General features: G+C 69.0%; 24 protein-coding genes, 1 tRNA gene and 2 pseudogenes. 10 read left to right on the top strand and 17 right to left on the bottom strand.

The window, feature by feature from the left end; translation table 11 throughout:
* Positions 1-29: 29 nt before the first annotated feature.
* Entirely contained in the window at positions 30-830 is an 801-nt protein-coding gene (locus OHB23_RS12480; RefSeq protein WP_051613375.1) for an N-acetylmuramoyl-L-alanine amidase, read from the bottom strand.
* A gap of 288 nt (positions 831-1,118) precedes the next feature.
* Here OHB23_RS12480 and OHB23_RS12475 point away from each other — a divergent pair, with 288 nt between their 5' ends.
* A complete protein-coding gene (locus OHB23_RS12475) occupies positions 1,119-1,463 on the top strand; it encodes a histone-like nucleoid-structuring protein Lsr2 (protein WP_328809636.1) in 345 nt (114 codons plus the stop codon).
* Positions 1,464-1,565: 102 nt separating this feature from the next.
* Here OHB23_RS12475 and OHB23_RS12470 read toward each other — a convergent pair.
* Positions 1,566-1,638: transfer RNA gene (locus OHB23_RS12470), tRNA-Ala, on the bottom strand.
* 93 nt (positions 1,639-1,731) lie between these two features.
* Positions 1,732-2,490 carry a DsbA family protein gene (locus OHB23_RS12465; protein ID WP_328809635.1) on the bottom strand — a complete coding sequence of 253 codons (759 nt, stop codon included), beginning with the start codon at positions 2,488-2,490 and terminating at the stop codon, positions 1,732-1,734.
* Positions 2,491-2,601: 111 nt separating this feature from the next.
* Here OHB23_RS12465 and OHB23_RS12460 point away from each other — a divergent pair, with 111 nt between their 5' ends.
* On the top strand, positions 2,602-3,354 hold the full coding sequence (locus tag OHB23_RS12460; protein WP_442973041.1) for a VIT1/CCC1 transporter family protein: 753 nt from the start codon (positions 2,602-2,604) through the stop codon (positions 3,352-3,354).
* Here the strand turns inward: OHB23_RS12460 and OHB23_RS12455 are convergent.
* The 3 genes from OHB23_RS12455 to OHB23_RS12445 form a co-directional block, all read right to left on the bottom strand.
* On the bottom strand, positions 3,295-4,620 hold the full coding sequence (locus tag OHB23_RS12455) for an MFS transporter (RefSeq protein WP_328809634.1): 1,326 nt from the start codon (positions 4,618-4,620) through the stop codon (positions 3,295-3,297). The two genes, OHB23_RS12460 and OHB23_RS12455, sit on opposite strands and share 60 nt — an antisense overlap.
* On the bottom strand, positions 4,617-6,257 hold the full coding sequence (gene pgm, locus OHB23_RS12450) for a phosphoglucomutase (alpha-D-glucose-1,6-bisphosphate-dependent) (protein ID WP_222630619.1): 1,641 nt from the start codon (positions 6,255-6,257) through the stop codon (positions 4,617-4,619). Before pgm ends, OHB23_RS12455 begins: the two co-directional genes overlap by 4 nt.
* 110 nt (positions 6,258-6,367) lie before the next feature.
* Entirely contained in the window at positions 6,368-7,042 is a 675-nt protein-coding gene (locus OHB23_RS12445; RefSeq protein WP_222637780.1) for an LON peptidase substrate-binding domain-containing protein, read from the bottom strand.
* A 114-nt stretch (positions 7,043-7,156) separates the two neighbouring features.
* On the opposite strand from OHB23_RS12445, the gene treZ reads away from it, so the two are divergent.
* Positions 7,157-8,935 (top strand): malto-oligosyltrehalose trehalohydrolase, encoded by a 1,779-nt coding sequence (gene treZ / locus OHB23_RS12440; protein ID WP_328809633.1) that lies wholly within the window; start codon positions 7,157-7,159, stop codon positions 8,933-8,935.
* Here the strand turns inward: treZ and OHB23_RS12435 are convergent.
* Positions 8,911-10,515, bottom strand: a complete 1,605-nt coding sequence (locus OHB23_RS12435; protein ID WP_328809632.1) for an MFS transporter — start codon at positions 10,513-10,515, stop codon at positions 8,911-8,913. The two genes, treZ and OHB23_RS12435, sit on opposite strands and share 25 nt — an antisense overlap.
* An 89-nt stretch (positions 10,516-10,604) precedes the next feature.
* Between OHB23_RS12435 and OHB23_RS12430 the strand changes: the two genes are divergently transcribed.
* Positions 10,605-11,171, top strand: coding sequence for a TetR/AcrR family transcriptional regulator (locus OHB23_RS12430; protein WP_056446231.1), 567 nt, complete (start codon positions 10,605-10,607; stop codon positions 11,169-11,171).
* Between the two features lies 1 nt (position 11,172).
* On the opposite strand, the gene ilvA is transcribed toward OHB23_RS12430, so the two are convergent.
* Both ilvA and OHB23_RS12420 read right to left on the bottom strand, forming a co-directional pair.
* Positions 11,173-12,504, bottom strand: coding sequence for a threonine ammonia-lyase IlvA (ilvA, locus tag OHB23_RS12425; RefSeq protein WP_328809631.1), 1,332 nt, complete (start codon positions 12,502-12,504; stop codon positions 11,173-11,175).
* An 85-nt stretch (positions 12,505-12,589) separates the two neighbouring features.
* On the bottom strand, positions 12,590-13,024 hold the full coding sequence (locus OHB23_RS12420; RefSeq protein ID WP_027505875.1) for a nitroreductase family deazaflavin-dependent oxidoreductase: 435 nt from the start codon (positions 13,022-13,024) through the stop codon (positions 12,590-12,592).
* Between the two features lie 141 nt (positions 13,025-13,165).
* On the opposite strand from OHB23_RS12420, the gene OHB23_RS12415 reads away from it, so the two are divergent.
* Positions 13,166-13,405 carry a hypothetical protein gene (locus OHB23_RS12415; RefSeq protein WP_027505874.1) on the top strand — a complete coding sequence of 80 codons (240 nt, stop codon included), beginning with the start codon at positions 13,166-13,168 and terminating at the stop codon, positions 13,403-13,405.
* A 235-nt stretch (positions 13,406-13,640) separates the two neighbouring features.
* Entirely contained in the window at positions 13,641-14,258 is a 618-nt protein-coding gene (locus OHB23_RS12410; RefSeq protein ID WP_027505873.1) for a hypothetical protein, read from the top strand.
* A 43-nt stretch (positions 14,259-14,301) separates the two neighbouring features.
* On the opposite strand, the gene dnaE is transcribed toward OHB23_RS12410, so the two are convergent.
* Positions 14,302-17,868 (bottom strand): DNA polymerase III subunit alpha, encoded by a 3,567-nt coding sequence (gene dnaE, locus OHB23_RS12405; protein WP_442972981.1) that lies wholly within the window; start codon positions 17,866-17,868, stop codon positions 14,302-14,304.
* Positions 17,869-17,909: 41 nt separating this feature from the next.
* Positions 17,910-18,809, bottom strand: a complete 900-nt coding sequence (rarD, locus tag OHB23_RS12400; RefSeq protein WP_307097397.1) for an EamA family transporter RarD — start codon at positions 18,807-18,809, stop codon at positions 17,910-17,912.
* A 107-nt stretch (positions 18,810-18,916) separates the two neighbouring features.
* Between rarD and OHB23_RS12395 the strand changes: the two are divergent.
* A pseudogene (locus tag OHB23_RS12395) lies at positions 18,917-19,051 on the top strand (DUF2256 domain-containing protein); the annotation flags it as partial.
* Positions 19,034-19,321 carry a DUF3253 domain-containing protein gene (locus OHB23_RS12390; protein ID WP_285186082.1) on the top strand — a complete coding sequence of 96 codons (288 nt, stop codon included), beginning with the start codon at positions 19,034-19,036 and terminating at the stop codon, positions 19,319-19,321. The pseudogene OHB23_RS12395 and the gene OHB23_RS12390, both read left to right, overlap by 18 nt.
* Positions 19,322-19,333: 12 nt before the next feature.
* Here the strand turns inward: OHB23_RS12390 and OHB23_RS12385 are convergent, their stop codons facing one another.
* Entirely contained in the window at positions 19,334-20,101 is a 768-nt protein-coding gene (locus tag OHB23_RS12385; RefSeq protein ID WP_027505869.1) for an MBL fold metallo-hydrolase, read from the bottom strand.
* A 186-nt stretch (positions 20,102-20,287) separates the two neighbouring features.
* On the opposite strand from OHB23_RS12385, the gene OHB23_RS12380 reads away from it, so the two are divergent.
* Entirely contained in the window at positions 20,288-20,941 is a 654-nt protein-coding gene (locus OHB23_RS12380; protein ID WP_231476323.1) for a hypothetical protein, read from the top strand.
* A gap of 13 nt (positions 20,942-20,954) precedes the next feature.
* Here the strand turns inward: OHB23_RS12380 and OHB23_RS12375 are convergent.
* Both OHB23_RS12375 and OHB23_RS12370 read right to left on the bottom strand, forming a co-directional pair.
* Positions 20,955-21,071 (bottom strand): annotated as a pseudogene (locus OHB23_RS12375) (carbonic anhydrase); the annotation flags it as partial.
* 96 nt (positions 21,072-21,167) lie between these two features.
* Positions 21,168-21,821 carry a SanA/YdcF family protein gene (locus tag OHB23_RS12370; protein ID WP_442973040.1) on the bottom strand — a complete coding sequence of 218 codons (654 nt, stop codon included), beginning with the start codon at positions 21,819-21,821 and terminating at the stop codon, positions 21,168-21,170.
* Between the two features lie 92 nt (positions 21,822-21,913).
* Between OHB23_RS12370 and OHB23_RS12365 the strand changes: the two genes are divergently transcribed.
* Positions 21,914-22,501: a CHAP domain-containing protein gene (locus OHB23_RS12365; RefSeq protein WP_027505867.1), complete on the top strand. Its 588-nt coding sequence runs from the start codon at positions 21,914-21,916 to the stop codon at positions 22,499-22,501.
* Between the two features lie 2 nt (positions 22,502-22,503).
* Here OHB23_RS12365 and OHB23_RS12360 read toward each other — a convergent pair whose 3' ends face one another.
* The 3 genes from OHB23_RS12360 to lspA are packed head-to-tail and all read right to left on the bottom strand — an operon-like array spanning position 22,504 to position 24,637.
* A complete protein-coding gene (locus OHB23_RS12360; RefSeq protein WP_051613372.1) occupies positions 22,504-23,130 on the bottom strand; it encodes a hypothetical protein in 627 nt (208 codons plus the stop codon).
* A 5-nt stretch (positions 23,131-23,135) separates the two neighbouring features.
* On the bottom strand, positions 23,136-24,062 hold the full coding sequence (locus tag OHB23_RS12355; RefSeq protein WP_027505865.1) for an RluA family pseudouridine synthase: 927 nt from the start codon (positions 24,060-24,062) through the stop codon (positions 23,136-23,138).
* Positions 24,059-24,637 (bottom strand): signal peptidase II, encoded by a 579-nt coding sequence (lspA, locus tag OHB23_RS12350; protein ID WP_231476321.1) that lies wholly within the window; start codon positions 24,635-24,637, stop codon positions 24,059-24,061. Before lspA ends, OHB23_RS12355 begins: the two co-directional genes overlap by 4 nt.
* Between the last annotated feature and the right edge of the window lie 65 nt (positions 24,638-24,702).

Here is a 24,702-nt window from a genome sequence, read left to right as displayed (position 1 = left end):
GTACGTCAGCCGATTCAGCCTCCCCGCCCCTACCGACCGGCCTCCGGCCTTCCCGCCACGAAATCGACGATCCCGGTCGCGATCGCCGCCGCATGGGACGCGCGACCCTCGGCACTCTCGAGCTCGGCGGCATCCGACGGGTTCGACCCGTTGCCCATCTCGAGGAAGACGACGGGGACGGTCGTGAGAGCGGGGGCGGCCACGTCGGATCGCACCTGCAGCCCGTCCACCCCCGCATAGTTCGCCGGGGTGAATCCGGCTCGCTCGTACGCGTCCCGCATGGCGGTGGATGCACGCCGTCCCTCACCGGACTGCACCTCGTCGACGTCGGCGGACGGCACCGGCAGCGCCGGCACGATGACGTGGAATCCGTGATGCGCGTCGTCGGAGCGGAGTGAGGTGGAGTCGGCGTGAACACTCACCGCCACCGCGGCGCCCGATGCACTCGCCGCTCGCGCGCGGTCGGTGATGCAGCCACCCCATCCCGTGTCGTCCGGCCGGCTCAGCACGATCTCGGCACCCAGACTCTCGAGGCGCGAGGCCACCAGTTGCGACACGTCCCAGACGATGGTGTGTTCCGGCGTTCCGCCGAGCGCCGTCATCCCGCTCGTCTGGCAGTCCTTCGTACCGCCCCGGCCGTCGTCCACCTGCGCTGCGAGGTTCTCCCCGTGGCCCGTTCCCTGGTGTCCGGGATCGAGGAAGATCACGGTGCCCGCGAGCGGTGCGTCCGGTGTCACCGGGATCGCAGCGGCCCCCGGCGGGACCGCCACGGAGACCAGTGCGACCGCGAGGATCGAGACACCACAGTGTCGTGCAACCGACGATCGCATACGCCCCACTTCCCACCTCGGCGCACGTACGCCGACACGATGTTCTCGCGATTTCCAAGAATGGCACGGCGAATTGGTTGAACGTGTGATGATCGGTAGCCGTCCGTGACCCCGTCGTGACCGTTCGCGAGTCCGGACAGCGTGAATCGCGATATCCGTGCACAATGGCTCCGCGCCCCGAGAAAATGACGTGTATCGCGGCGCCCCCGACCGAATTGGAAGGGCGGTTCACACGGTATGGTCTCGGCAAAGCGTGATTAACCGAGCTCAGCGACGAAAGCAGAAGACATGGCGAAGAAGGTCGTTGTTCAGCTGGTCGACGACATCGACAGAACACCTCTCGAGGACGACGGCGAACACATCACGTTCGCGGTCGACGGCACGCACTACGAGATCGACCTCGGGCCCGACAATGCCGCCGAGTTCCGACGTGTTCTGGGTTATTACATCGAGCACGCGGCGAAGGTGTCGGCCGGAACGCGCAGCGGACGACGCAGCACGAAGCCGATGGGACGACGCAGTCCCGAACAGACCAGGGCCGTGCGCGAATGGGCCGTGGACGCGGGATTCACGGTGTCGAGCCGCGGGCGCATTCCCTCCGAGGTGCAGAGCGCGTACGACGCAGCGCACTGACACCACATCACACGCGAAAGGCCCCGTACCTGACCGGTACGGGGCCTTTCGCGTGTCCGCCTACTTCGGTGGAGCCGTTACTCCGGTGGAGCTGTCAATCGGTGGAGCTAAGGGGACTCGAACCCCTGACCCCCACACTGCCAGTGTGGTGCGCTACCAGCTGCGCCATAGCCCCGTGCCCTTCTGACCGTGAGAAAGAGTGTTTCGCACCGCTCGAAGAACGCTCGACCGAAGTTACACCATCGGTTCGACGAGGTCCAAATCAGCGTCAGCCGAGATCGGACACCCAGGCGGAGTTGGTGGTGGTGTCGACGATCGCGCCGTCCACGATGACGGTGGGAGTGCCTCGCGCGCCGGCAGCTGCGAGCGCCGCGCTGCCCGTCGCAGCGTCGGTGGCGGCGTCCGCCACTCGCGTTCCGTCGGTGATGCACTGCGCCGCGTCGTCGGAGGCTCCCGCCTCCGTGGCGCGGGCGGCGAGCTCGTCCGCGGTGTGGTCCGCGCTGCCCTTCTCCTCCGGCTGGAAGTCCGGCGAGAACAGGGCCGAGTGGAATGCGGAGTAGGCGGGCCCGTCGCCCGTGGCGGCGACGCACTGCGATGCGGCGGCCGCACGGGTGCTGTAGTCACCGCTGGGCGACAACTGATTCAGGAAGTCGAGCATGTGATAGCGCACCGCGATGGTGCCCTCGTCGATCTTCTGCGCGAGTTCCTGGCCGTAGGTGTTCTCCAACTCGGCGCAGTACGGGCACATCGCGTCCTCGTAGATGTCGACCGTGCGTGTCGCCTCCGGGAGACCCAGCCGCACCACGCCGTCGTCGTCGACCGAGGAGGTGACCGCCGCATTCTGCACAGACCCGTATCCGTCGGCGCGCGGCTGGCTGCGGGAATTCTGCCACAACACTCCGCCGATGACGACGGCCGCGATGACCAGGAGAGCGAGACCGCCCAGAACATAGGTCGACGTGCTCGACGACTTCTGTGGCGTGTACTTGCTCGACGATTTCGATGACGACGATTTCGAGGCATTCACGCGAATACTGTGTCATGCGCGACTGACAGTGTGCTGAGAACTGGATGTCAGGTATGCCAATGCTTGCTGGTAGAGACGTTCCGGCGCGCGTACATTCGCCCCGTGACCCACATCGAGCCCCGTGATCCGCAGGCGTCCGCCGTGCCCGTCGAGGGAGGGCCCGGCCTGCCCCACGACATCGATCACACACACGCCGACGTCTCGGGAGGCTGGCTCCGGGCCGCCACGTTCGGGGCCATGGACGGACTGGTGACCAACACCTCGCTCATCGCGGGTGTCGGCGGTGCGGGCGTCTCGACGCACGCGCTGGTCCTCAGCGGCATCGCCGGCCTCGTCGCGGGAGCGTTCTCGATGGCACTCGGCGAGTTCACGTCCGTGTCCACCCAGAACGAGCAGATCGATGCCGAGGTGACCACCGAGCGCGCCGCGTTCACGAAGTACCCGGAGGCCGAACAGGCGGAGTTGGTGGGCATGCTCACCGACATGGGCATGTCGACCGAGACGGCCACGGTCGCCGCGCGCGAGATCCACACGGACGCCGATCGTGCCGTGGATCTGCACATCTCGCGGGAGTTGGGTGTCGACCCCACCGAGAAGCCGTCACCGTGGGTGGCGGCCGGATCGTCCTTCGTCCTGTTCTCGATCGGCGCGATCATTCCGCTCATACCGTTCCTGCTGGGATCGGACGTCCTCGCCCTCGGGCTCGCGTGCGGCGCCGTGGGCCTCATGATCGCGGGCGCGCTCGCCGCGCACTTCACCTCGCGGTCGACCGTCGTCGGAGCGCTCCGCCAACTACTGTTCGGCTCACTCGCCGTCGCGGCGACCTACGCCGTCGGATCCCTCATCGGTGTCGGCACCGCCTGAGTCGCCGTCCGGATCGATCGTCACCGCGCTGGGCTTCCCGGTCAGCGACACCCGCCCGGACCGCGTGTCGGGTACCACCATCCAACCGACCGCGGCGATCAGCAGGATGGCGCCCGAGGTCCCGAACGCGGCCGCGTAGGAGAGTTCCGTCACGAGTACACCGGCGACCAGCGGCCCGATGACCGAGCCCACGTCCATGGCCATCTGGAATGCGGCGAGGACGGGGCCTCCGCGGGCGCGCGAGCCGATCATGTCGGCCACCGCCGCCTGCTGGGTCGGCGTGATCAGCCCGGACCCGAGCCCGGCGACGAAGGTGATCACGAGGAACACCTCCGTCGATCCCGAGATGCCCATGGTCGCGGTCGATGCGCCGCACAGCAGGAGCCCGGCGACGAGGAACGGCTTGCGCCCGTACCGATCGGACCATCGCCCCGCCGGCACCAACACCACCGCGTTGCCCACCGCGAACACCGCGAGGGCCACGGCGGCCATGGAATCGCTGCGTCCGAGCGCGGCGACGACGAACAGCGGCACGATGGCCGTGCGCACGCCGAACACCGCCCATCCGTTGGCGAAGTTGGACAGCAGGGCCGACCGGTACGTCGGGGAGCGCAGGGCGTCGGCGAACCGCAGCACGACCGCCGCGTCCCGATGGGCCTCCGTGGTCGCGGCGGGTGTTCGTAGGCCCACCGCCACGACGGCGGCGGCCGCGACCAGCGTCACGGCGTAGAAGACGAACGGCGCCCGCAGACCTCCGACACCGAGCACGATGCCGCCCACGAACGGGCCCAGGACTGTGCCGGCCAGGAAGCTCGACGCGTACATGCCGGAGACGCGCCCGCGGCGATCGGGCGGGGCGATCCGGATGAGCAGTCCCAGCGCGGACACGGTGAACATGGTGGACCCGATACCGCCGAGCGACCGGAAGAGGAGGAGTTGCCAGTACGTCTGGGCCAGTGCGCACAACCCGGTCGACACCGCGACGACGACGAGACCGGTGAGGTAGACCCGGCGCTCGCCGATGCGCTGCACGAGCGATCCGCTGGCGGGCGCGAAGATCAGCCGTGTCGCCGCGAAGGCACTGATGATGACGGTGACCGCGAACTCGTCGACCCCGAAGGCGAGCGCGAACCCCGGGAGCGCGGGCGCGACGATGCCGAAGCCGAGTGCGATGACGAACGCGGCCGAGACGAGGATCCAGATGTCGCGGGTGGGATCGGGGGCGGTCCCCCGCGTCCCGGCACCGGCCCCTGCTGCGGCGCTCACTCCCCGGTCAGGACGGACGACACGAGATCGCGTGCGGCGCTCTGCACCTCGGCGAGGTGATCCGCACCGCGGAAGGACTCGGCGTAGATCTTGTAGACGTCCTCCGTACCCGACGGCCGAGCGGCGAACCAGGCGCTGTCCGTGGTGACCTTGAGTCCGCCCAGAGCCGCCCCGTTGCCGGGAGCCGAGGTGAGCGTGGCGGTGATGTCCTCCCCCGCCAGGGTGGTCGCGGTGACCTGCTCCGCCGACAGCTTCGCCAACACGGCCTTCTGCTCGCGCGTCGCGGGCGCATCGGTGCGTGCGTAGGACGGGTCACCGAACTGCTCGGTGAGCTCCCGGTAGCGGGTCGACGGTGTCTTCCCGGTCACCGCGGTGATCTCGGAGGCGAGCAGGGCCAGGATGATGCCGTCCTTGTCGGTGGTCCAGACGGATCCGTCCGTCCGCAGGAACGAGGCGCCGGCGCTCTCCTCGCCGCCGAACCCGATCTCACCGGAGACGAGACCGGGCACGAACCACTTGAACCCCACGGGCACCTCGAGCAGGGTGCGACCGAGCGAGGCCACGACGCGGTCGATCATCGAGGAACTGACGAGGGTCTTGCCGACCGCCGCCTCGGCGGGCCATCCCGGCCTGTGCGAGAACAGGTAGTCGATCGCCACCGCGAGGTAGTGGTTCGGGTTCATCAGTCCGCCGTCGGGGGTGACGATGCCGTGCCGGTCCGCATCGGCGTCGTTGCCCGTCGACACGTCGTAGTCGTGCCGGGCGCCGATCAACGACGCCATCGCGTTGGGCGACGAGCAGTCCATCCGGATCTTGCCGTCGGTGTCCAGGGTCATGAACCGCCATGTCGCGTCGACGAGCGGGTTGACCACGGTCAGATCGAGGCGGTGTCGCTCGGCGATCGCCGCCCAGTAGTCGACGCTCGCACCGCCCAGCGGATCGGCGCCGATGCGCACACCCGCGGACCGGATGGCATCGATGTCGACGACGGACGGGAGATCGTCCACGTACGTGGTGAGGAAGTCGTACTTCTGCACGGACCCGGCCAGTGCCGACGCCAGAGACACGCGCTTCACGGACGACACACCGGAGCGCAGGATCTCGTTGGCGCGCGCCGCGATCACGGAGGTGGCGTCGCTGTCGGCGGGTCCACCGTTCGGCGGGTTGTACTTGAAACCGCCGTCGCGCGGCGGGTTGTGGGACGGCGTGACGACGATGCCGTCCGCGAGCGCCGACGGACCCGAGGCGTTGTGACGCAGGATCGCGTGGCTCACCGCCGGGGTGGGCGTGTAGCGGTCTGCCGAATCCACCAGCACCGCAACGTCGTTGGCGGCGAGAACTTCCACGGCGGTGACCCACGCGGGCTCGGAGAGCGCGTGGGTGTCGCGACCGAGGAAGAGCGGTCCCGTGGTGCCCTGCGCGGACCGGTACTCCACGATGGCCTGTGTCGTGGCCACGATGTGGTCTTCGTTGAAGGCGCCGTCCAGGGACGATCCACGATGTCCGGAGGTACCGAAGACCACCTGCTGATCGGGATTCTCGACGTCCGGCTTCACGCTGTAGTAGGCCGTCACCAGATGCGACAGATCAACCAGATCCGATGCCTGTGCCCGTTGTCCCGCTCGCTCGTGAGCCACTCGGGTCCTCCTGTGTCGATTGCGTACCCCCGCCCCGAGAACCCTAGTGGGCGAGCAACGACCGCGGACCACGACTGTCGGATCGAGACCCCGACCGCGTCGTCGGACGGTCAGAGATCGGGCAGCGCGGAGAACTCGGCGATCGCGATGACGTCCTCGAGAGCGGTCGCGAGGACGTGGAGTCGTCGTCCGACCGTTTCTGCCGCGAGCACCTTCGCGCGATCGGACGAGCCGAGCGGCAGGGACGACGCGAACTCCCAGACCTCGGCGCCGGAGCGCGTTCCGTCCGCGTCGACACGCGGCGCCTCGGGTGTGGGCAGATCACGCGAGCGTGCGATGCCGGTCAGGATCTCGAACAGCCGGTCGGTGCGCTCCTGCACGAGGTCGTACACCTCGTCCAGCGATTCGTCGCCCGCCGGGAGATCGGGCCAGGCGGTGACACGCGCCCGCGGGTACGGATCGTCCGGCAGCCACTCCAGCACGCGGATCCGGTCGACTCCGCGGCACTCGAGCACGAAGCGCCCGTCCGGTGTGGGGAGGGCGCGGTCGATCCGGGTCGACACTGCGGCCACGCCGCGCACGTCCCCGCCGCCGACCTCGTGGCCTCGCTCGATGAGCGCCACCCCGAAGTGCGACTCGGTGTCCAGGCAGTGCTGCACCATCGCGCGGTAGCGGGGCTCGAACACGTGCAACGGCACGTCGTCCCCCGGAAGTACCACCGAGCCGAGCGGGAACATCGGGAGCTCGTAGATGTCGTCGGACCGGGCGTGCATGTCGTCGTCCACACCACCAGCATGCACTCACCGCGACCACCGCGACAGAACCCGACGACCCGGGTGTGGTGCAACTCCCCCGCCGGTCCGGTGTCGGTGGCCCGGCTACTGGGTAAGGATGCGTCCATGAGCACTCCGGTTCGCGCCGCTTCCCGCACCACTGGACCCCGGACGTTCGCGGTCTGGGCACCCACACCCGAGCGGGTCCGACTGCACCTCGACGGCGACCTGCACCCGATGACCGAGAAGGACGGGTGGTGGAGCGCCGAGGTGCCCGCCGCCGACGGTGCCCGGTACGGCTTCGTCCTGGACGACGACGATGCGGTGATCCCGGATCCGCGCTCGCCGCGGCAGCCGGACGGCGTGCACGAGGCCTCGGCGCTGTACTCCGCGGACACCTTCGCGTGGACCGACGACGCGTGGACGGGTCGCCCGCTGGCGGGCGGCGTGCTGTACGAACTGCACATCGGCACCTTCACCGCGGAGGGGACGTTCGACGCGGCGATCGACCGACTCGATCACCTCGTCGACCTCGGCGTGACCTTCGTGGAGGTCATGCCGGTCAACGGTTTCAACGGGACACACAACTGGGGCTACGACGGCGTCCTCTGGTACACCGTCCACGAGGGCTACGGCGGTCCGGAAGGTTTCCAGCGGTTCGTCGACGCCTGCCACGCCCGGGGGCTGGCCGTCACGCTCGACGTGGTCTACAACCACCTGGGTCCGTCGGGCAACTACCTTGAGAAGTTCGGCCCGTACATGTCCGAGGGTGCGAACTCCTGGGGACAGACGGTCAACGTGGCCGGCGCGGAGTCGGACACGGTGCGGCGCTACATCATCGACAACGCACTGCGGTGGTTCGAGCAGTTCCACGTGGACGCGCTCCGTCTCGATGCGGTGCACGCCCTGGCCGACACCACGGCCACCCACATCCTCGAGCAGCTCGCCGTGGAGACCGAGGCCCTGTCGGCGCACGTCGGTCGACCCCTGAGCCTGGTCGCGGAGAGTGACCTCAACGACCCGACGCTCATCACTCCCCGGGCGGGCGGCGGGTACGGCCTCACTGCCCAGTGGGACGACGACGTCCACCATGCCGTGCACGCAGCGGTGTCCGGCGAACGTCAGGGCTACTTCGGTGACTTCGGCTCGATGCAGTGCCTCGCGACCACCATCACGCAGGGCTTCTTCCACGCCGGGACGTTTTCGACCTTCCGTGGCCGCGTGCACGGTCGACCCCTGGACCGACGGGTGCTCCCGGCGAGCTCGCTCGTCGCGTACACCACGACGCACGATCAGGTGGGCAACCGCGCAATCGGCGATCGTCCCGGCTTCTCACTCACGCCGGGGCAGCTGGCGGTCAAGGCGGCGCTGATCCTGTTGTCCCCCTTCACCCCGATGCTCTTCATGGGTGAGGAGTTCGACGCCTCCACCCCGTTCCAGTTCTTCACCTCCCATCCCGAACCCGAGCTGGGTGAGGCCACCGCGAAGGGCCGCAAGGCCGAGTTCGCGTCCCACGGGTGGGACAGCGAGGACATCCCCGACCCGCAGGATCCCGCGACGTTCGAGAACTCGAAGCTGAACTGGGACGAGGTCACCGAGGGCGATCACGCCCGCGTACTCGACTGCTACCGAGCACTTCTGGCGTTGCGCGCCCAGCGCACCGAGATCACGAACCCGTGGTTGACCGGCGTGCACGTCGACTACGACGAGGACGCCCGATGGATCGTGATCCACCGGGCGCACCCCACCGCGGGCCGTGGTCTGAGCATCGCGTGCAACCTCACCGACTCGCCGGTGACAGTGCCGGTGGGCGGCTCACCGCTGCTGTGGTGGGACGAGCCGACGCCGAACGCGACCGCGTCGGCGACGACCGTTCCGGGTCACTCCTTCGTCGTGCTGGAGTGAGTTCCGCTGGAGTGACTCTCCGGCTCGGCCGGCGCGCCGCCGGCGTCCGAGCCACGCAGAGCCAGAGCCACGAGGAGAGCGTTGGCGGCGAGCACGATCGCGGTGGCCACCGCCGCGACGTGCATCCCGTCGACGAAGGCGGCGCCGGCCGAACTGGTCAGAGCGTCACCGAGTTCCGCCGGTAGCGTCCGCGCGAGCGAGACCGCCTCGCCGATGGTCTCGCGGGCACCCGACGCGGTGTCCGGGTCGAGCGCCGACGTGTCGATACCGCCACGGAACACGGCCATCACCACCGACCCGAGCAACGCGACGCCGAGAGCGATTCCGAGTTCGTACGCCGTCTCGGAGATCGCGGACGCTGCGCCGGCGCGCGGCGCGGGAACCGAGGCGACCACCAGATCCGACGTCAGCGTCAGCGCGAGGCCAGCGCCGACACCGACCAGGACGAACGACGCCATGAACACGGCGATGCCGTCGGTCTGACCGAGACGTGTCAGGAGCAGTGCCCCCGCCGCGGAGACCCCGAGTCCCACGGCGAGAACGGTGCCCGCCTCCCAGCGGCGTACGAGATGTGCGGCGGCGAGCGACGCGACGATGCTCGTCGCCGTTCCCGGCAGCATGATCAGACCGGCCTCCAGAGGCGACGTGCCGAGAACCGACTGCAGGTACTGCGAGCCGAAGAACAGCACTCCCGCGAGCGCGAAGACGGACAGCAGGTTCGTCGCGACGGCCGTCGAGAAGCGACGCTGCGCGAACAGCGTCAGGTCGATCATCGGAGCGGCGAGTCGGCCCTGCCGGCGGACGAAGACGGTGCCCGCGGCCAGACCGACCAGCGCGACCGGAATCATCGACGGGTGCGGCCCGTGAGCCGCGGTCTCCTTGATCGCGTAGACGACGGGAACGATGGCCAGGATCGACAGCGCGGCGCTGGGTACGTCGAATCGGCCCGGTTCCGGATCCTTGGACTCCGGGATGGTGAACGGACCCACGACGACCAGCGCGATCATGATCGGCACGTTGATCAGGAAGACCGAGCCCCACCAGAAGTGCTCGAGAAGCCACCCGCCCACCAGAGGACCCGCCGCCGCGCCGCCGCCGGCCATGGCACCCCAGACACCGATCGCGAGCGTGCGTTCACGGCGCACCTGGAACATCGTGCGGATCAGGCCCAGGGTGGCGGGCATCAACGTGGCACCCGAGATGCCCTGCAGCACACGGGCCGCGATCATCATCGCGGGGTCGACCGCGAAGGCGGCGAGCACCGAGGACAGCCCGAAACCGACCGCGCCGATCAGGAGCAACCGCCGTCGTCCGATGCGGTCGCCGACGGTGCCCATGGTGACCAGCAGGCCGGCGAGGACGAACGAGTAGACGTCGATGATCCACAGCAGCTCGGTGCTGCTCGGGCGGAGATCCGCGCTGAGGAACGGCAGCGCGATGTCGAGGACGGTGCCGTCGACGGCGATGAGCATCACGGCACCGGCCAGCACCACCAGACCGAGCCAGTCGCGGCGGGTGGCGCCGGCCGGTACGAGATCGTCGGGATTCGGCTGCACGGACGCTGCCGGGGACACGGACACGAGGCACCTCTTTCGTTTACCGTCCGGACGGTACAGTCGACGGACACCGACAGCGTAGCAACAACCGTCCGGCCGGTACAGTGCGTGTCATGGCAGCCGACACACGCGACCGCATCCTGGACGCCCTCGAGACGCTGCTCCTCGACGACGGCGCGGACAAGGCCACCCTCGAGGCGGTGGCCTCTCGGGCCGGCGTCTCGAAAGGCGGTCTGCTGTACCACTTCCCCAGCAAGGACGCGATGATGGCCGCGCTGGTGCGTCGCCTCGGTGAACGATCCGACGTCCAACGCGTCGAGGCGGAGGCCGCCGGCACCTCGCTGGCGCAGTGGTATCTCCAGCCACCGGACGCCTCGTCCGCCGAGGAGGTGGCGCTCTACCGCTCCACTCTCGCCGCGCTGCGCAGCATCGACGGCAGACCCGGCGAGGTGCAGCAGGCCGTCATCGACGTCATGGGCATGTGGGACCGCGCGCTGCAGCGCGAGGTGACCGATCCGGTGCAGGCCGAGATCGTGCGGCTGGTGGGCGACGGCATCTACCTCGCCGCGCTGCTCGGCCTCCCCCACACGCCGCCCGACCTGCACCGTGACGTGGTCGAACGGCTCCTCGGTGGCGGTTCGAGCAGTGTCGACCCGAGCGGTCAGGGGTCGGCCGGATGACTCAGGTCAGGTAGCGGTATGCGGGAGACCCGGGCTCGAGATGCTCGACGTGCATCGGCGACGTCTCCATCCGCTCGAGGAGGGACGACAGGCCCGCGGCCGAACCGAGCTCGATACCCACCAGCGCGGCACCCGTCTCGCGGTTGTTGCGCTTGACGTACTCGAACAGCGTCACGTCGTCCTCCGGACCGAGAACGACGTCGAGGAACGTGCGCAGTGCGCCCGGCTCCTGCGGGAAATCGACGAGGAAGTAGTGCTTCAGCCCCTTGTGCACGAGCGACCGTTCGAGAATCTCCCCGTAGCGCGAGACGTCGTTGTTACCGCCCGAGATCAGGCACACGACGGACGAGCCGGCCGGGATGTCGATCTGCGACAGCGCGGCCACCGACAGCGCTCCGGCGGGTTCGGCGATGATGCCCTCACTCTGGTACAGATCCAGCATCGCGGTGCAGATGGCACCCTCGTCCACCTGCGTGACCACCACCGACCCGCGTCCGTCGTCGCCCGCACCGACCGTCACCGAGGCATGCGAGGCGACGGTCGCGCCGAGCGACGACACGACCCGGTACGGGAGATCGCCGATCCGGCGCACGGCGGCGCCGTCGACGAACGGGTCGATCTCGTCGAGTGTGACGGGGCCGCCGGCCATGAGCGCCGCCGCCATGGATGCGGCGCCGGTAGGCTCCGCACCGACGACGGAGGTGTTCGGCGACCGCTCGGCGAGGTAGGCCGACATGCCCGTCATGCACCCACCACCGCCCACCGCGACCACGACGACGTCCGGAGCGGCACCGAGCTGCTCCAGGATCTCCGCGGCGATGGTTCCCTGTCCCGCCACGGTTCTCGGGTCGTCGAACGGCGGCACGATGGTGGCCCCGGTGGTGCGGACGTCGGCGAGGGCGGCCGCCGCGGCCGCATCGAAGGTGGAGCCGACGCTGATGACCTGCACCATGTCGCCGCCGTGGAAGGCGATGCGATCGCGCTTCTGCTTCGGGGTGTTGGTCGGCACGTAGATGCGACCGCGGATGCCGAGCGCCCGACACGCGAACGCGACACCCTGCGCGTGATTGCCGGCGCTCGCCGCCACGACACCGACCGCGCGCTCGTCGTCGTCGAGTTGCAGCATGAGGTTGTACGCGCCGCGCAACTTGTACGAGCGCACGCGCTGGAGATCCTCGCGCTTGAGGTGGATCCGCGCACCCGTCTGCTCGGACAACCGCTCGCAGAACTCGAGCGGGGTGCGGGTGGCCACGTCCCGCAGCCGGACGGCCGCGGCATCGATGTCGTCTGCGGTCGGCGCAGCGGCGTCGGTACGGCTCGTCGTCTCGGTCACACGGACATGCTGCCACGGTGGTGCGACGACCACCGACCCACCCTCACCTGCGGAGCGGCCGCCGGCGGGGGTGACGAATCTGCGCTCAGGCCCGCTCGAGCACGAAGACAGGGATCTCGCGGTCGGTCTTCTTCTGGTAGTCCGCGTAGTCGGGGTAGGCTGCGACCGCGCGCTCCCACCACTGCGCCTTCTCCTCGCCGTGGACCTCGCGCGCGACCATGTCCCACTTCTCGGTCTTGTCCCGCAGTTCGACGTGGGGGTTCGCGAGCACGTTGAAGTACCAGACGGGGTGCTTCGGCGCGCCGCCGAGCGACGCGACGGCGGCGTACGCACCGTCGTGCTCCACGCGCATCAGAGGGGTCCGACGGAGCTTGCCCGTCTTGTTCCCGATGGTCGTGAGGAGGATGACGGGCATCCCCCGCATCTCGGTGCCCTCGGTCCCTCCCGAGCTCTCGTACAGGTCGGCCTGATCGGCGGCCCAGGTGGACGGACTCGGCTCGTACTCTCCGTGCAGCGGCATGATCCCAGTACACACACCTCGGCGGTCTCCGGCAACCATCCGCAGGGTGATCAGGAGGTTTCGGTCGCCCTAACTTCCATGTACGTGTAGCCTGGGGACCAACGCACGGCACACGGAACACGAATGGTTCGGGAGGCGAATATGACCACGGTCGACCTGCAGTTCACACGCCCGCGGCACTCGACGAGCGTTCGTACCGTGGACGTGGCCGGCACCGACTGGCCGCTCTACAAGCTCGAGAGCATCATGGTCGCCGTCATCCTCTTCGCCGCTCTCGCACTGACAGTCAGCATGCAGACGGCAGTCCTCACCTCCGCCGCTGTCGGCGTGACGCTGTGGTGGGCCCTCGGCGCGACCGAGCGGTTCCGCACCCGACACTGATCACGGACAGACACCGACGGGGCGCCCACTCCACGTGGGCGCCCCGTCGGCGTTCGTGTGGTCCGGCCGTATGTCAGGAACCGAACGGCAGGACACCGGGGGCCAGGTAGAGACCGCTGCTTCCGGCGGCGATGCCACCGACGAGTTCGAGCACGGCGTTGATGAAGTTCGTGATCATGGGATCATCCCTCTCGGTCGAGTTCGACGTGACGATCCGACGGTACCGTCCGTCCCTGTGAACAGTCACGAACTCGTCTGGTACGTCGGCTACGGCTCGAACACCCTGCCCGCACGCCTCGACGCCTACTTGGGCGGCTCCGCGGCCGACAGCAGATTCGGTGCGCACGCCGCCCCGCGGACACTCTCGCTTCCTCGCGAACACCGGTGGATCACCGTGCCGCATGCGGTGTACTTCGCCGGCGTCTCGGCCCGGTGGACCGGAGCGTCCGCGTTCCTCTCGCTCACACCCTCCCCCGACTCCGACAGCATCGCCCGCGCCTACCTGCTCGACTGGGCCGCCCTCGACCACATCTCGACGGTGGAGAACGCGCAGACGGAGCAGACACTCGACGTCCGCGCGTCCCTACCGACACGGCCGGGAGCGTGGGCGCTGCTGCCGGTCGAGGTGTCGCCCGAGCCGCACCGCGGCAAGTACGACGCGGCGCTGCGCCTGGACGACATCGACGGCGTCCCGGCGATGACTCTGACGTCGAGCCACGTGCGAGAACGCGGAGTGCCGGCCGACCGCTACCGCGACGTCATCGCGGAGGGCTTGCGGGACAACCCGTTCGGCGTCGATCCCGATGCCTACCTCGCGGCAGCCGTCGAGCGGTCGGCCGTCGTCAGACGGTGAGGCAGCGTCAGACGGTGAGGCAGCGTCAGACGGTGAGGCAGCGTCAGACGGTGAGGCAGCCGGGTCCGAGCAGCGCCTTGAGATCGCCCATCAGCGCCGACGACGGTGTGACGCGCAGCTTCTCGTCCACCTTGAGCATGGTGACCCGGTCGCCACTGATGAGGCGCAGGTGCACGTCGGTGGTACCGGGATGGCTGGCCAGCACCCGCTTGAGCGCCCCGACCTTGTCCGCGGTGCACTGACGCGTCGGCAAGCTGACGGCGACGGGCTTGGCGACACCGACGGACGACAGATCGGGAACCGCGATGTCGTTCGCGATGAGCGAGATCCGATCGTCCCGAGCCGACACCCTGGCCTTCACCAGCACCACGGCGTCCTCGGCGACGTCCGCACCGAACACGGAGTACGCCTGCGGGAAGAACAGCACCTCGATACCGCCGGTGAGATCCTCGAGCTGGGCGGACGCCCAGGTCAGACCGTTCTTGTTCACCCGTCGGTTGACCGACGCCAGAATGCCGCCCACCGTGACCTGCGTGCCGTCCTTCAGACTGCCCTCGAGGATCGTGGGAATGGCGGTGTCCGACTGAGCCGCGAGCACGTGCTCGACTCCGTTCAGCGGATGCCCGGACACGTACAGCCCCAACATCTCCCGCTCCAAAGCGAGACGGTGCTTGCTGTCCCACTCCTCGGCCGGGATCTTCACGTTGAAGACGGAGGTGATGGACTCGTCGGCGTCGACGCCGCCGAACAGGTCGAACTGGCCGATGGCCTCCGCCTTCTTGGTGCCCAGCACCGAGTCGATCGCGTCGGCGTGGATCAGCATCAGCCCCTTGCGTGGATGGTCCAGCGAATCGAAACCACCGGCCTTGACGAGAGACTCGGTGACCTTCTTGTTGCAGGCAGTCGCATCGATCTTGGCCAGGTAGTCGGAGAAGTCGGTGAACTTCCCCTTCTCCTTGCGCGCCGAGATGATGGACGCCACGACGTTGGCGCCCACGTTGCGCACCGCGCCCATACCGAAGCGGATGTCCTCGCCCACCGAGGCGAAGTTGAGCTCGGACTCGTTGACGTCCGGCGGCAGCACGGTGATGCCGAGCCGTCTGCAGTCGGCGAGATAGATCGCCGCCTTGTCCTTGTCGTCGCCGACACTGGTGAGCAGTCCGGCCATGTACTCGGCCGGGTAGTTGGCCTTGAGATACGCCGTCCAGTAGGACACCAGCCCGTACCCCGCCGAGTGCGACTTGTTGAACGCGTAGCCGGCGAACGGGAGCACGGTGTCCCAGAGCGCCTTGATGGCGGCCTCGGAGAAATCGTTGTCCAGCATGCCCTGGCGGAATCCGGCGTACGCCTTCTCCAGCTCGGACAGCTTCTTCTTTCCCATGGCGCGCCGCAGCAGGTCGGCCTGGCCGAGCGAGTAGCCGGCGACCTTCTGCGCCAGCTGCATGATCTGCTCCTGATAGACCACCAGGCCGTACGTCTCGCCGAGGATGACCTTCAGCGGTTCCTCGAGTTCGGCGTGAATCGGCTTGACCTCTTGACGGCCGTTCTTGCGATCGGCGTAGTCGTTGTGCGAGTTCATGCCCATCGGACCGGGCCGGTAGAGCGCCAGGACGGCGACGATGTCCTCGAATCCGGTGGGCTGCATCTTGCGCAGCAGGTCCCGCATCGCGCTGCCGTCGAGCTGGAACACGCCGAGAGTGTCTCCGCGCGAGAGCAGTTCGAACGTCGCCGGATCATCGAGAGGCAGGGCGTCGAGGTCGATGTCGATGCCGCGATTGGCCTTGATGTTGTCGATGGCGTCACCGATGACCGTGAGGTTGCGCAGCCCCAGGAAGTCCATCTTCAGCAGGCCGATGGCCTCGCAGGACGGGTAGTCCCAGCCGGTGATGATGGCGCCGTCCTGCGGACGCTTCCACACCGGGATGGCGTCGGTCAGCGGCTCCGAGGACATGATGACCGCGCAGGCGTGGACGCCGGCGTTGCGGATCAGCCCCTCGAGACCCTTGGCCGTCTGGTAGATCTTCGCGACGTCGGGGTTCGAGTCGATCAGCGAGCGGACCTCGGTGGCCTCCTTGTACCGCTCGTGCGTCGGATCGGTGATACCCGCGACCGAGATGTCCTTCGCCATCACGGGCGGGGGCAGTGCCTTGGTGATCTGGTCGGCGATGGCGAAGCCCGGCTGCCCGAACTGCACGCGGGCCGAGTCCTTGATGGCGGCCTTCGTCTTGATGGTGCCGAACGTGATCACCTGCGCGACACGATCACTGCCCCACTTCTCGGTGGCGTAGCGCACCATCTCGCCGCGTCGGCGATCGTCGAAGTCGATGTCGATGTCGGGCATGGAGACGCGCTCGGGATTGAGGAACCGCTCGAACAGCAGACCGTGCGGGAGCGGGTCGATGTTGGTGATCCCCATCGCGTAGGCGACGAGCGACCCGGCCGCCGAACCTCGACCGGGGCCGACGCGGATGCCGACCTCCTTGGCGTGGTTGATGAGGTCACCGACGACGAGGAAGTAGGCGGGGAAGCCCATCTCGAGGATGACGCTGATCTCGTAGTCCGCACGGGAGAGGTACTCCTCCGTCGGACCATCGGGGAAGCGGCGGTGCAGGCCGTCCATGACCTCCTTGCGGAGCCAGGTGCCCTGCGTGTAGCCCTCCGGCACCGGGAACACCGGCATCCGGTCGCGGTGCTCCCACACCTCGTCGTAGGACTGGACGCGTTCGGCGATGAGCAACGTGGAGTCGCACGCGCCGGGCACCTCGTCGTCCCAGAGGGCGCGCATCTCCTCCGCGGACTTGAGGTAGTAGCCGTCGCCGTCGAACTTGAACCGGGTGGGATCGCTCAGCGTCTTGCCGGTCTGAATGCACAGCAGCGCTTCGTGATTGACCGACGCGTCCTTGGTGACGTAGTGGCAGTCGTTGGTCGCGAGCGGGGGGATGCCGAGCTGCTCCCCGATGCTCAGCAGTCCTTCTCGCACCCTCCGCTCGATCGACAGACCGTGGTCCATCAGTTCGAGGAAGAAGTTGTCGGGGCCCCAGATCTCCTGCCACTTGGCCGCCGCCTCGAGCGCCTCACGCTCGTGGCCCAGACGAAGCCGGGTCTGGATCTCGCCGGACGGGCAGCCGGTGGTGGCGATGATGCCCTCGGCGTGGTTGGCGATGATCTCCTCGTCCATGCGCGCCCACTTGCCCAGCTGCCCCTCGGTGGACGCGAGGGACGACAGCTTGAACAGGTTGCGCAGACCCGTCGCGTTCTCCGCCACCATCGTCATGTGCGTGTACGCGCCGCTGCCCGAGACGTCGTCCGACTTCTGGCTGCGGTCTCCCCACAGCACGCGCTTCTTGTTGAAACGGGACTCCGGGGCGATGTAGGCCTCGATCCCGATGATGGGCTTGACCCCGGCCTTCTTGGCCTCGTTGTAGAACTCACTGGCCCCGTACATGTTGCCGTGGTCGGTCATCCCGACCGCGCTCATCCCCAGGCGCTGGGCCTCCGCGAACATCGGCGCGATCTTCGCCGCCCCGTCCAGCATGGAGTACTCGGTGTGATTGTGGAGATGAACGAAGTCCGACACGGGATCCACTCTAGGTCGTCGGGCCGACAACATTCTCCGCACACGCGGCGTGTGACGACTGTGACGGATGAGGACTAGCGCGGGGTGTCCGCGGACGCCGCCTCGACCGGCACCGACGCCACGCGATGCGCCCGCAGACGCCGCACGGAGTCGACCGTGAAGATCGCCAGCGCGCACCAGATGAGCGCGAAACCGATCCACCGCGACGCGGGCATGTCCTCGTTCAGCACCAGCACTCCCCACGCGAGCTGCAGGCCCGGTGTCAGGTACTGCAGCAGACCGAGGGTGACCAACGGCAGCTTCTGCGCGGCGACCCCGAACAGCAGCAGCGGCAGTGCGGTGACGGGCCCGGCGAGGACGAGCAGCAGGGCGTGCGGCACCCCGAGCGAGAGGGCGCTCGCTCCCCCGGTGACGCCCAGCACCACCAGGTAACCGATCGCGATCGGCGCCCCCACGAGCCCCTCCGCGGTCAGCGACGTGGTGGGTTCGAGCCGGACCACCTTCTTCATGACGCCGTACAGCGCGAACGAGAAGGCCAGGGTGAGGGCGATGACGGGAGGCCGTCCGTAGTCGACGGTGAGCACGACCACCGCGACGAAGGCCAGCGCGAGGGCCGCGATCTGCGCACGGCCCAACCGCTCCCGGAACACCACGACGCCGAGCAGGACACTGACGAGCGGATTGACGAAGTATCCGAGGGCTGCCTCGACCACACGGTCCTGCGAGACCGCGAAGATGTAGACGCCCCAGTTGATCGAGATGAACGCCGACGACAACGCCACCACACCCCACGTGCGCGCCGGGAGACCGCGCAGCGTGGACAGTCGTCCCAACACCGCCAGGACGACGAGCATGAGCACCAACGTCCACACGATGCGGTGCGCGAGGACCTCGACGGGTCCGGCGAAGGACAGCACGCCGAAGAAGGCCGGGAACAGTCCCCACAGTCCGTACGCACCGACACCGCTGGCCATGCCGACGCTGGAGGACGACCGGGGAGCTCCACCGCGCCGGGAGCCGAGAGAGGACGTGAGACTGCGCACGCGCTCACGCTATCCCCGACCGGTGCACAATCGACGAGGTGGCACACAGGAAGAAGGCGCCGAGCGGCGAGGCCGAGGCTCGGGCGGACAAGACCTGCGCCGTCTGCGGTCGACGGATCGAGTGGCGCAAGAAGTGGGAACGCGACTGGGACTCGGTGAAGTACTGCAGCGACGCGTGCCGACGCACGGGCTCCGCGGGAGCCGACGACGGCCTCGAGGACGCGATCCGGCGGCTGCTCGACAGTCGCTCGCGCGATTCGTCGATCTGTCCCTCCGACGTGGCTCGCGCCGTGGCGCCGGACGACTGGCGCCCCCTGATGGAACCCGTCCGCCGCGCCGCCCGCCGTCTCGTCGCCGCGGGCGAGGCGGAGATCACGCAGGGCGGAAACGTGGTCGACCCGTCGACGGCGAAGGGTCCCATCCGCATTCGGCGACCCCGCTGACCCGGAGTCGACTCAGGCGCGTGCGGACCTGACCCGCCGCACCGCGTCGTCGACGGACCCGCGATGCACTCCCCCGTGTCCGGGAATCAGGACGTCGGCGTCCAGGCCGACGAAAGCGTCGAGCGCGTCGAACTCCCGCGGCCGATCGTGCGCGAACAGGGGCGGCAGCATCTGCGGTCCGGTCCGAACGCTCAGAGCGTGTCCGGTGACCAGGGCGTCACCGGACAGAACGGCCCCCGCACCCGGCACGTGATACCCGGTGTGACCGGACGTGTGACCCGAACTGTCGAGCGGCACCGGCCCGCCCGGCAGGTCCAACGGCCCACCCGGCACGGATCCGACGACCGAGTCGAACCCCTCGGCGTCGGCGACGGCGCCCGATTCGGTTCCGCCCGCGCGAGCGATGCGCACCGTCCATGCGAGCGCACCGCGCCGCCAGACGTTACGCGCCACGTCGAGCGGCGATGCCTGTTCGAGATACTCACGTCGGGCATGCCGCGCCTCGGTGTCCGAGGTGAGCACCGGCGTGCCGTAGGTCGAGGCGAAGTGGCCGGCGCCGCCGATGTGGTCGATGTGCGCGTGTGTCAGCAGGATCGCCCGCACGTCTTCCGGACGCCGACCGACACGACGGAGCGATTCGACGACCGCACCGACGTACCGCGGATATCCCGAGTCGACCAGCGTCACGTCCTCGCCGTCGACCAACAGTGTCCAGTTGACGTCCGGCCCGAACGCGACGTGCACGCCGTCGGCGACGGTCGTGACTTCGAGTGTGCTCACGACTGCCGAGTATGGACGGTCGGGAGCCCCGGGGGAAGACCGACGAGTCTGCTGACGCGACACGCCGATGACACGACCGAGCGGAGCCGGGTGTGTCATGACGTTGGTCACCGACGACGCGAAAAGCACGAGGCGACAGCCGCTCCCGCTCCTCGGGCCTCGTGTCGTGCACTACGCTGGTTCGACGTGATCGACGATCGAAATCTCGGCTCCGGCGCCTCCTCCACGATGACCACCACCTCACCCCACGACACCGCTGCGGACGACACCCCCGTCACCCGGCGGTGGAGTCCCGGCGGCTGCGTGTGGTGCGGCAGCCGGACCGACATCGAGATCTACCGGGACGAGCCCCGGTGCGGTGAGTGCCGTGAACACGAGAACACGATCGACGCGGCGCGTCGCTTCATCGGCATGTACGGCCTGCGTCCTCTGGGCGGCGCGGTGACGTCCGACGACGACGAGGAGCTCGAGCACCGCACCGCGGCTCGCAGTGCGCGTGCCGCTCTCGACCGGGTCCGCCTGCCGAAGCGTCCCGCGGCCGCCGACGTCCGGAAGGCCTCGGCCCGCGCCGGTGCGTCCGCCGCCGTCCGCACCACTCCGTCCCGCTCGGCGTCCTCCGCTCCGTCGGGTGCCGTCAGCACGGTGGACGTCGCCGTGCTCGCCGATCGCGTGACCGGTCTGCTCGAGCAGCTCACCGCCATCGAGGCCGGCATCGCCGACGCCGAGGCGTCGTCGGGTCTGCCCGCGCGTGCCCGGCTCAGCGACCTGCAACGTCAGCGCGCCACCGTCATGTCGACACTGGCCGCGCTGGAGAAGGCCCGCCGCGGCAGCGCGGGCTGACCGACACGCTCGATCAGGCCGGCTGAACCTCACGCAGCGCACCGGTCGCCACGTCGAACACGAAGCCGCGCAACGACGTCGTCCGCGAGACGAACGGACTGAGCTCGATGCGCCGGAGCTGTCGCCGCAAGCATCGCGACAGGAACACTCGCGCTCGGGTCTCCGGACTGCTCGCGGTGCGACGGTGCGAACAGGGTTGGGCTCGAGGTGATCCGAGTGACTCGGGTCAGCCGATCTCGACGGCGCGGCGCACCGCGTCGGTCGGTGGCGACTGCACCGCGGGCGCGGAGCCGCGGAGCACGTCCAGCACGGCCTTGGGACGCGCGAGCATCTCGCGTACGAACTGCCGCAGCAGCGAGCGCCGGGAACAGTCACAGGGAGCGACGACACCGCCGGCATCGATCCCCGCAGCTCGGCACAGGGCCACCGCACGTGCGGCATGGGTGTCCTGACTGACGATCAGGGCCGTCGACACTCCGTACGTCGCCACAGCGCGTCGGCACGTGTCGTGGGTCGTCAGACCGTACGGGTCGGCCACGATGCGGTCGGGATCGACGCCGCGGCGCACCAGGTAGCGCGTCATCACCTCCACCTCGTCACCCGACGTGCCGGCGGCGTTGCCCGACAACAGAAGTGCGCGCACGGTACCGCGACGCGCCAGATCGAGTGCCGCGTCGAGACGACCGGCGAGAAACGACGACGGTTCGCCCTCCTGGACCCGAGCGCCCAGCACGATGGCGACGGGAGCACGCGGCGCGGTGTCCGCCGTGTACAGCCGACCGTGGGACGAGGCGGCGACCCACGCCGCCGATCCGAGCACGACGACGAGCACCGCGGCGGCGGACCCGCCGACGGCACGGATCAGATGTCGGCGCCCCACACGTCTCATGTCCCCAGTCCATCATGTGAGGGTTCCGTGAAGATCGGCGCCGCGATCCTGACCACGGAGGCCCGGCTCGGTAGCGTCGAGGCATGCCCACCACCCGCCTCCGCCGTACCGTCGCCGGCGTCGTCGCCCTCGCGGTGGTCGCCGTCGCGGCGGTGCTGTGGACCGCGCCCGAGCGGTGGTACCCGTGGGACACCGCCGACTTCCCCGCGGCCGACGCGTCCCTGTCCCCGGCGCAGCAGCGTGTGCTCGAGGTGGTGGAGCGTGAATACCGCGATCCCCGTCCCGCCACGTTCTACTCCGAGGGCGTCGACGAGGCCTGGTGCGCCGACTTCGTCAGTCACGTGATGCGCCAGGCCGGACAGCCGTTCACCAATCCGCACTCGGGTGGGTGGCGCATTCCCGGTGTCTACACGTTGACGGAGTACTACCAGGAACAGGGCCGTTTCGCGCCGGTCGGCGACCACTCTCCCGCGGTCGGCGACGTCGTCCTGTACGAGTCGGGTGGGCCCGTCGGGGATCTGCTCGTCGGGCAGCACACGAACATCGTGGTCGCGGTGGACGGGGACACGGTCACGACCGTCGGCGGCAACGAGATGGGCGGGATCCGCATTCACGATCTGGACTGGGCGGACGACTCGGCGGTGCTCGGCTTCGGCCTGCTCGGGTCCTGAGGTCAGGAGGCGGGAACCGGGCCGTCGTCGGGCTGCACCGCGTCGCCGTCGCGTTCGGGATACAGCGGTGCCACCGCGAACCGGCCGTAGACCGCGTCCCCCGGCAATGCCTCGACCGCGCGGATGCCGTCCAGGCCCGCGAGCGCGGCGAGTTCCGGAACACTCGCACGTACCAGAACTCCTGCGGCGCAGTCACAGTCGGCCTGCAGGCGTGCGCGCACCACCGTCGCGATCGCGTTCCCGCGCTGGTCGCGTCCGGGCGGAACGAGGCCGGCGGCGAGACGGACGGACGACGCGAGCACGGAGTCGGTGTCCGGCACCGGGACCACCACGAGCGGGGTCTGCACGCGGTCGATCGGCACGTGCGCATAGACGACCGAGACCCTGATTCCGTCGACGGTGGGCGCGATCTCGTCGGCACGCATCGACCGGGTGAAGGACACCAGCGCCCACCGATCTCCGTCGCCGGAGGGCGGGTCCACCCGGGCCACGTACTGCGCGGCGGTCTCGTCGTTGTCGGGACCGAGGGCATCGGTGCGAACCGACGAACCACGGACCGGGTCGAGGACACCGAGCACGAGCACCGCGACGATCAACGCGACGACCGACGCCGCGGACACGGCGCGCACGCGTCTCAGCCCGCTCTCAACACGTCCAGTGCGTGCTGCAGATCCGCCGGGTACGGGCTCGAGAACTCCACGTAGCGGCCGTCACCGGGATGAGTGAACCCGAGTGCGCGGGCGTGCAGCCACTGGCGTTCGAGGCCGAGCCGTTCGGCCAGGCGCGGATCGGCACCGTAGGTCAGATCACCGCAGCACGGATGCCGCAGCGCCGAGAAGTGCACCCGGATCTGGTGAGTGCGCCCGGTCTCGAGGTGCACGTCCAGCAGGCTCGCGGCCTGGAACGCCTCGACCGTGTCGTAGTGGGTGATGCTGGGCTTGCCGTCGGCCGTGACGGCGAACTTCCAGTCGTTGCTGCGGTGTCGTCCGATGGGCGCATCGACGGTTCCGCTGCTCGGGTCCGGATGTCCCTGCACCAGAGCGTGATAGCGCTTGTCGATCGTGCGCTCCTTGAACGCGCGCTTGAGCACGGTGTACGCATGCTCCGACGTCGCCACCACCATCACGCCGGACGTCCCGACGTCGAGACGGTGCACGATGCCCTGACGCTCGTGGACCCCGGACGTCGAGATGCGGAATCCAGCGGCCGCGAGACCACCGATCACCGTCGGTCCCGTCCAGCCCACGCTCGCGTGCGCGGCCACTCCGACCGGCTTGTCCACGACGACGATGTGGTCGTCCGAGTACAGGATCTCCATGCCCGGCACCGGCTGTGCCTCGATGGTCAACGGACGCGCGGGCTCGGGCAGTTCCACCTCGAGCCACGTGCCGCCGCCGAGACGGTCGGACTTCGCCACAGTGGAACCGTCGACCTGGACGGCGCCCTCCTCGGCGAGGGTCGCGACGACGGTCCGCGACAACCCCAGCAGCCGAGCCAGTCCCGCATCCACGCGCATGCCGTCGAGCCCGTCCGGAACGGGCATCGACCGTGTCTCCCTCACGCCTTCTTCTCCGACTCCGTCGCCGCTGCGCTCTCGGTCACCGCGGGGTCGTCACCCTTGTCGTCGGCACGGCGAGTCCCGTCCGGCTCGATCCCGAACAGCGTGATGATCACCAGCAGGACGGCCCCGCAGACGATGGAGGAATCGGCGACGTTGAAGACCGGCCACCAGCCGATGGACACGAAGTCCACGACGTGACCCTGCAGCGGGCCGGGCGAGCGGAAGAATCGGTCGATCAGATTGCCGAGCGCGCCGCCCAGCACCAGGCCGAGGCCCACGGCCCACCAGCCGGAGCGAAGAGTGCGTCCGATGCGGATCACACCCACCACGACGGCGACGGCCACCAGCGTCAACAGCCAGGTCATGCCCGTGGCCATCGAGAACGCCGCGCCCGCGTTGCGCACCATGCGGAGGGTGACGGTGTCACCGATGATCTCGATCGGTCGACCGGGCTCGATGACGGCGACCGCGACGATCTTCGTGAGCAGGTCCAGGGCGAGCACGACCGCCGCGACAGCGAACAGCCGTCGGGTACGTCGGGCCAGGGGTCGGTCCGGATTCTCCACGTCGGTCACCCCACCATTGTCCACTACCTGCCCTCACCGCTCACCGGCCGCTCAGGATCCGACGCTAACCTCGG

Origin of the sequence: Rhodococcus sp. NBC_00294, from assembly GCF_036163995.1 — a bacterium.
In the GTDB taxonomy this organism is placed as follows: domain Bacteria; phylum Actinomycetota; class Actinomycetes; order Mycobacteriales; family Mycobacteriaceae; genus Rhodococcoides.
The sequence above is the reverse complement of the archived record's forward strand: the minus strand, read 5'-3'. Positions and strand labels throughout refer to the sequence as shown.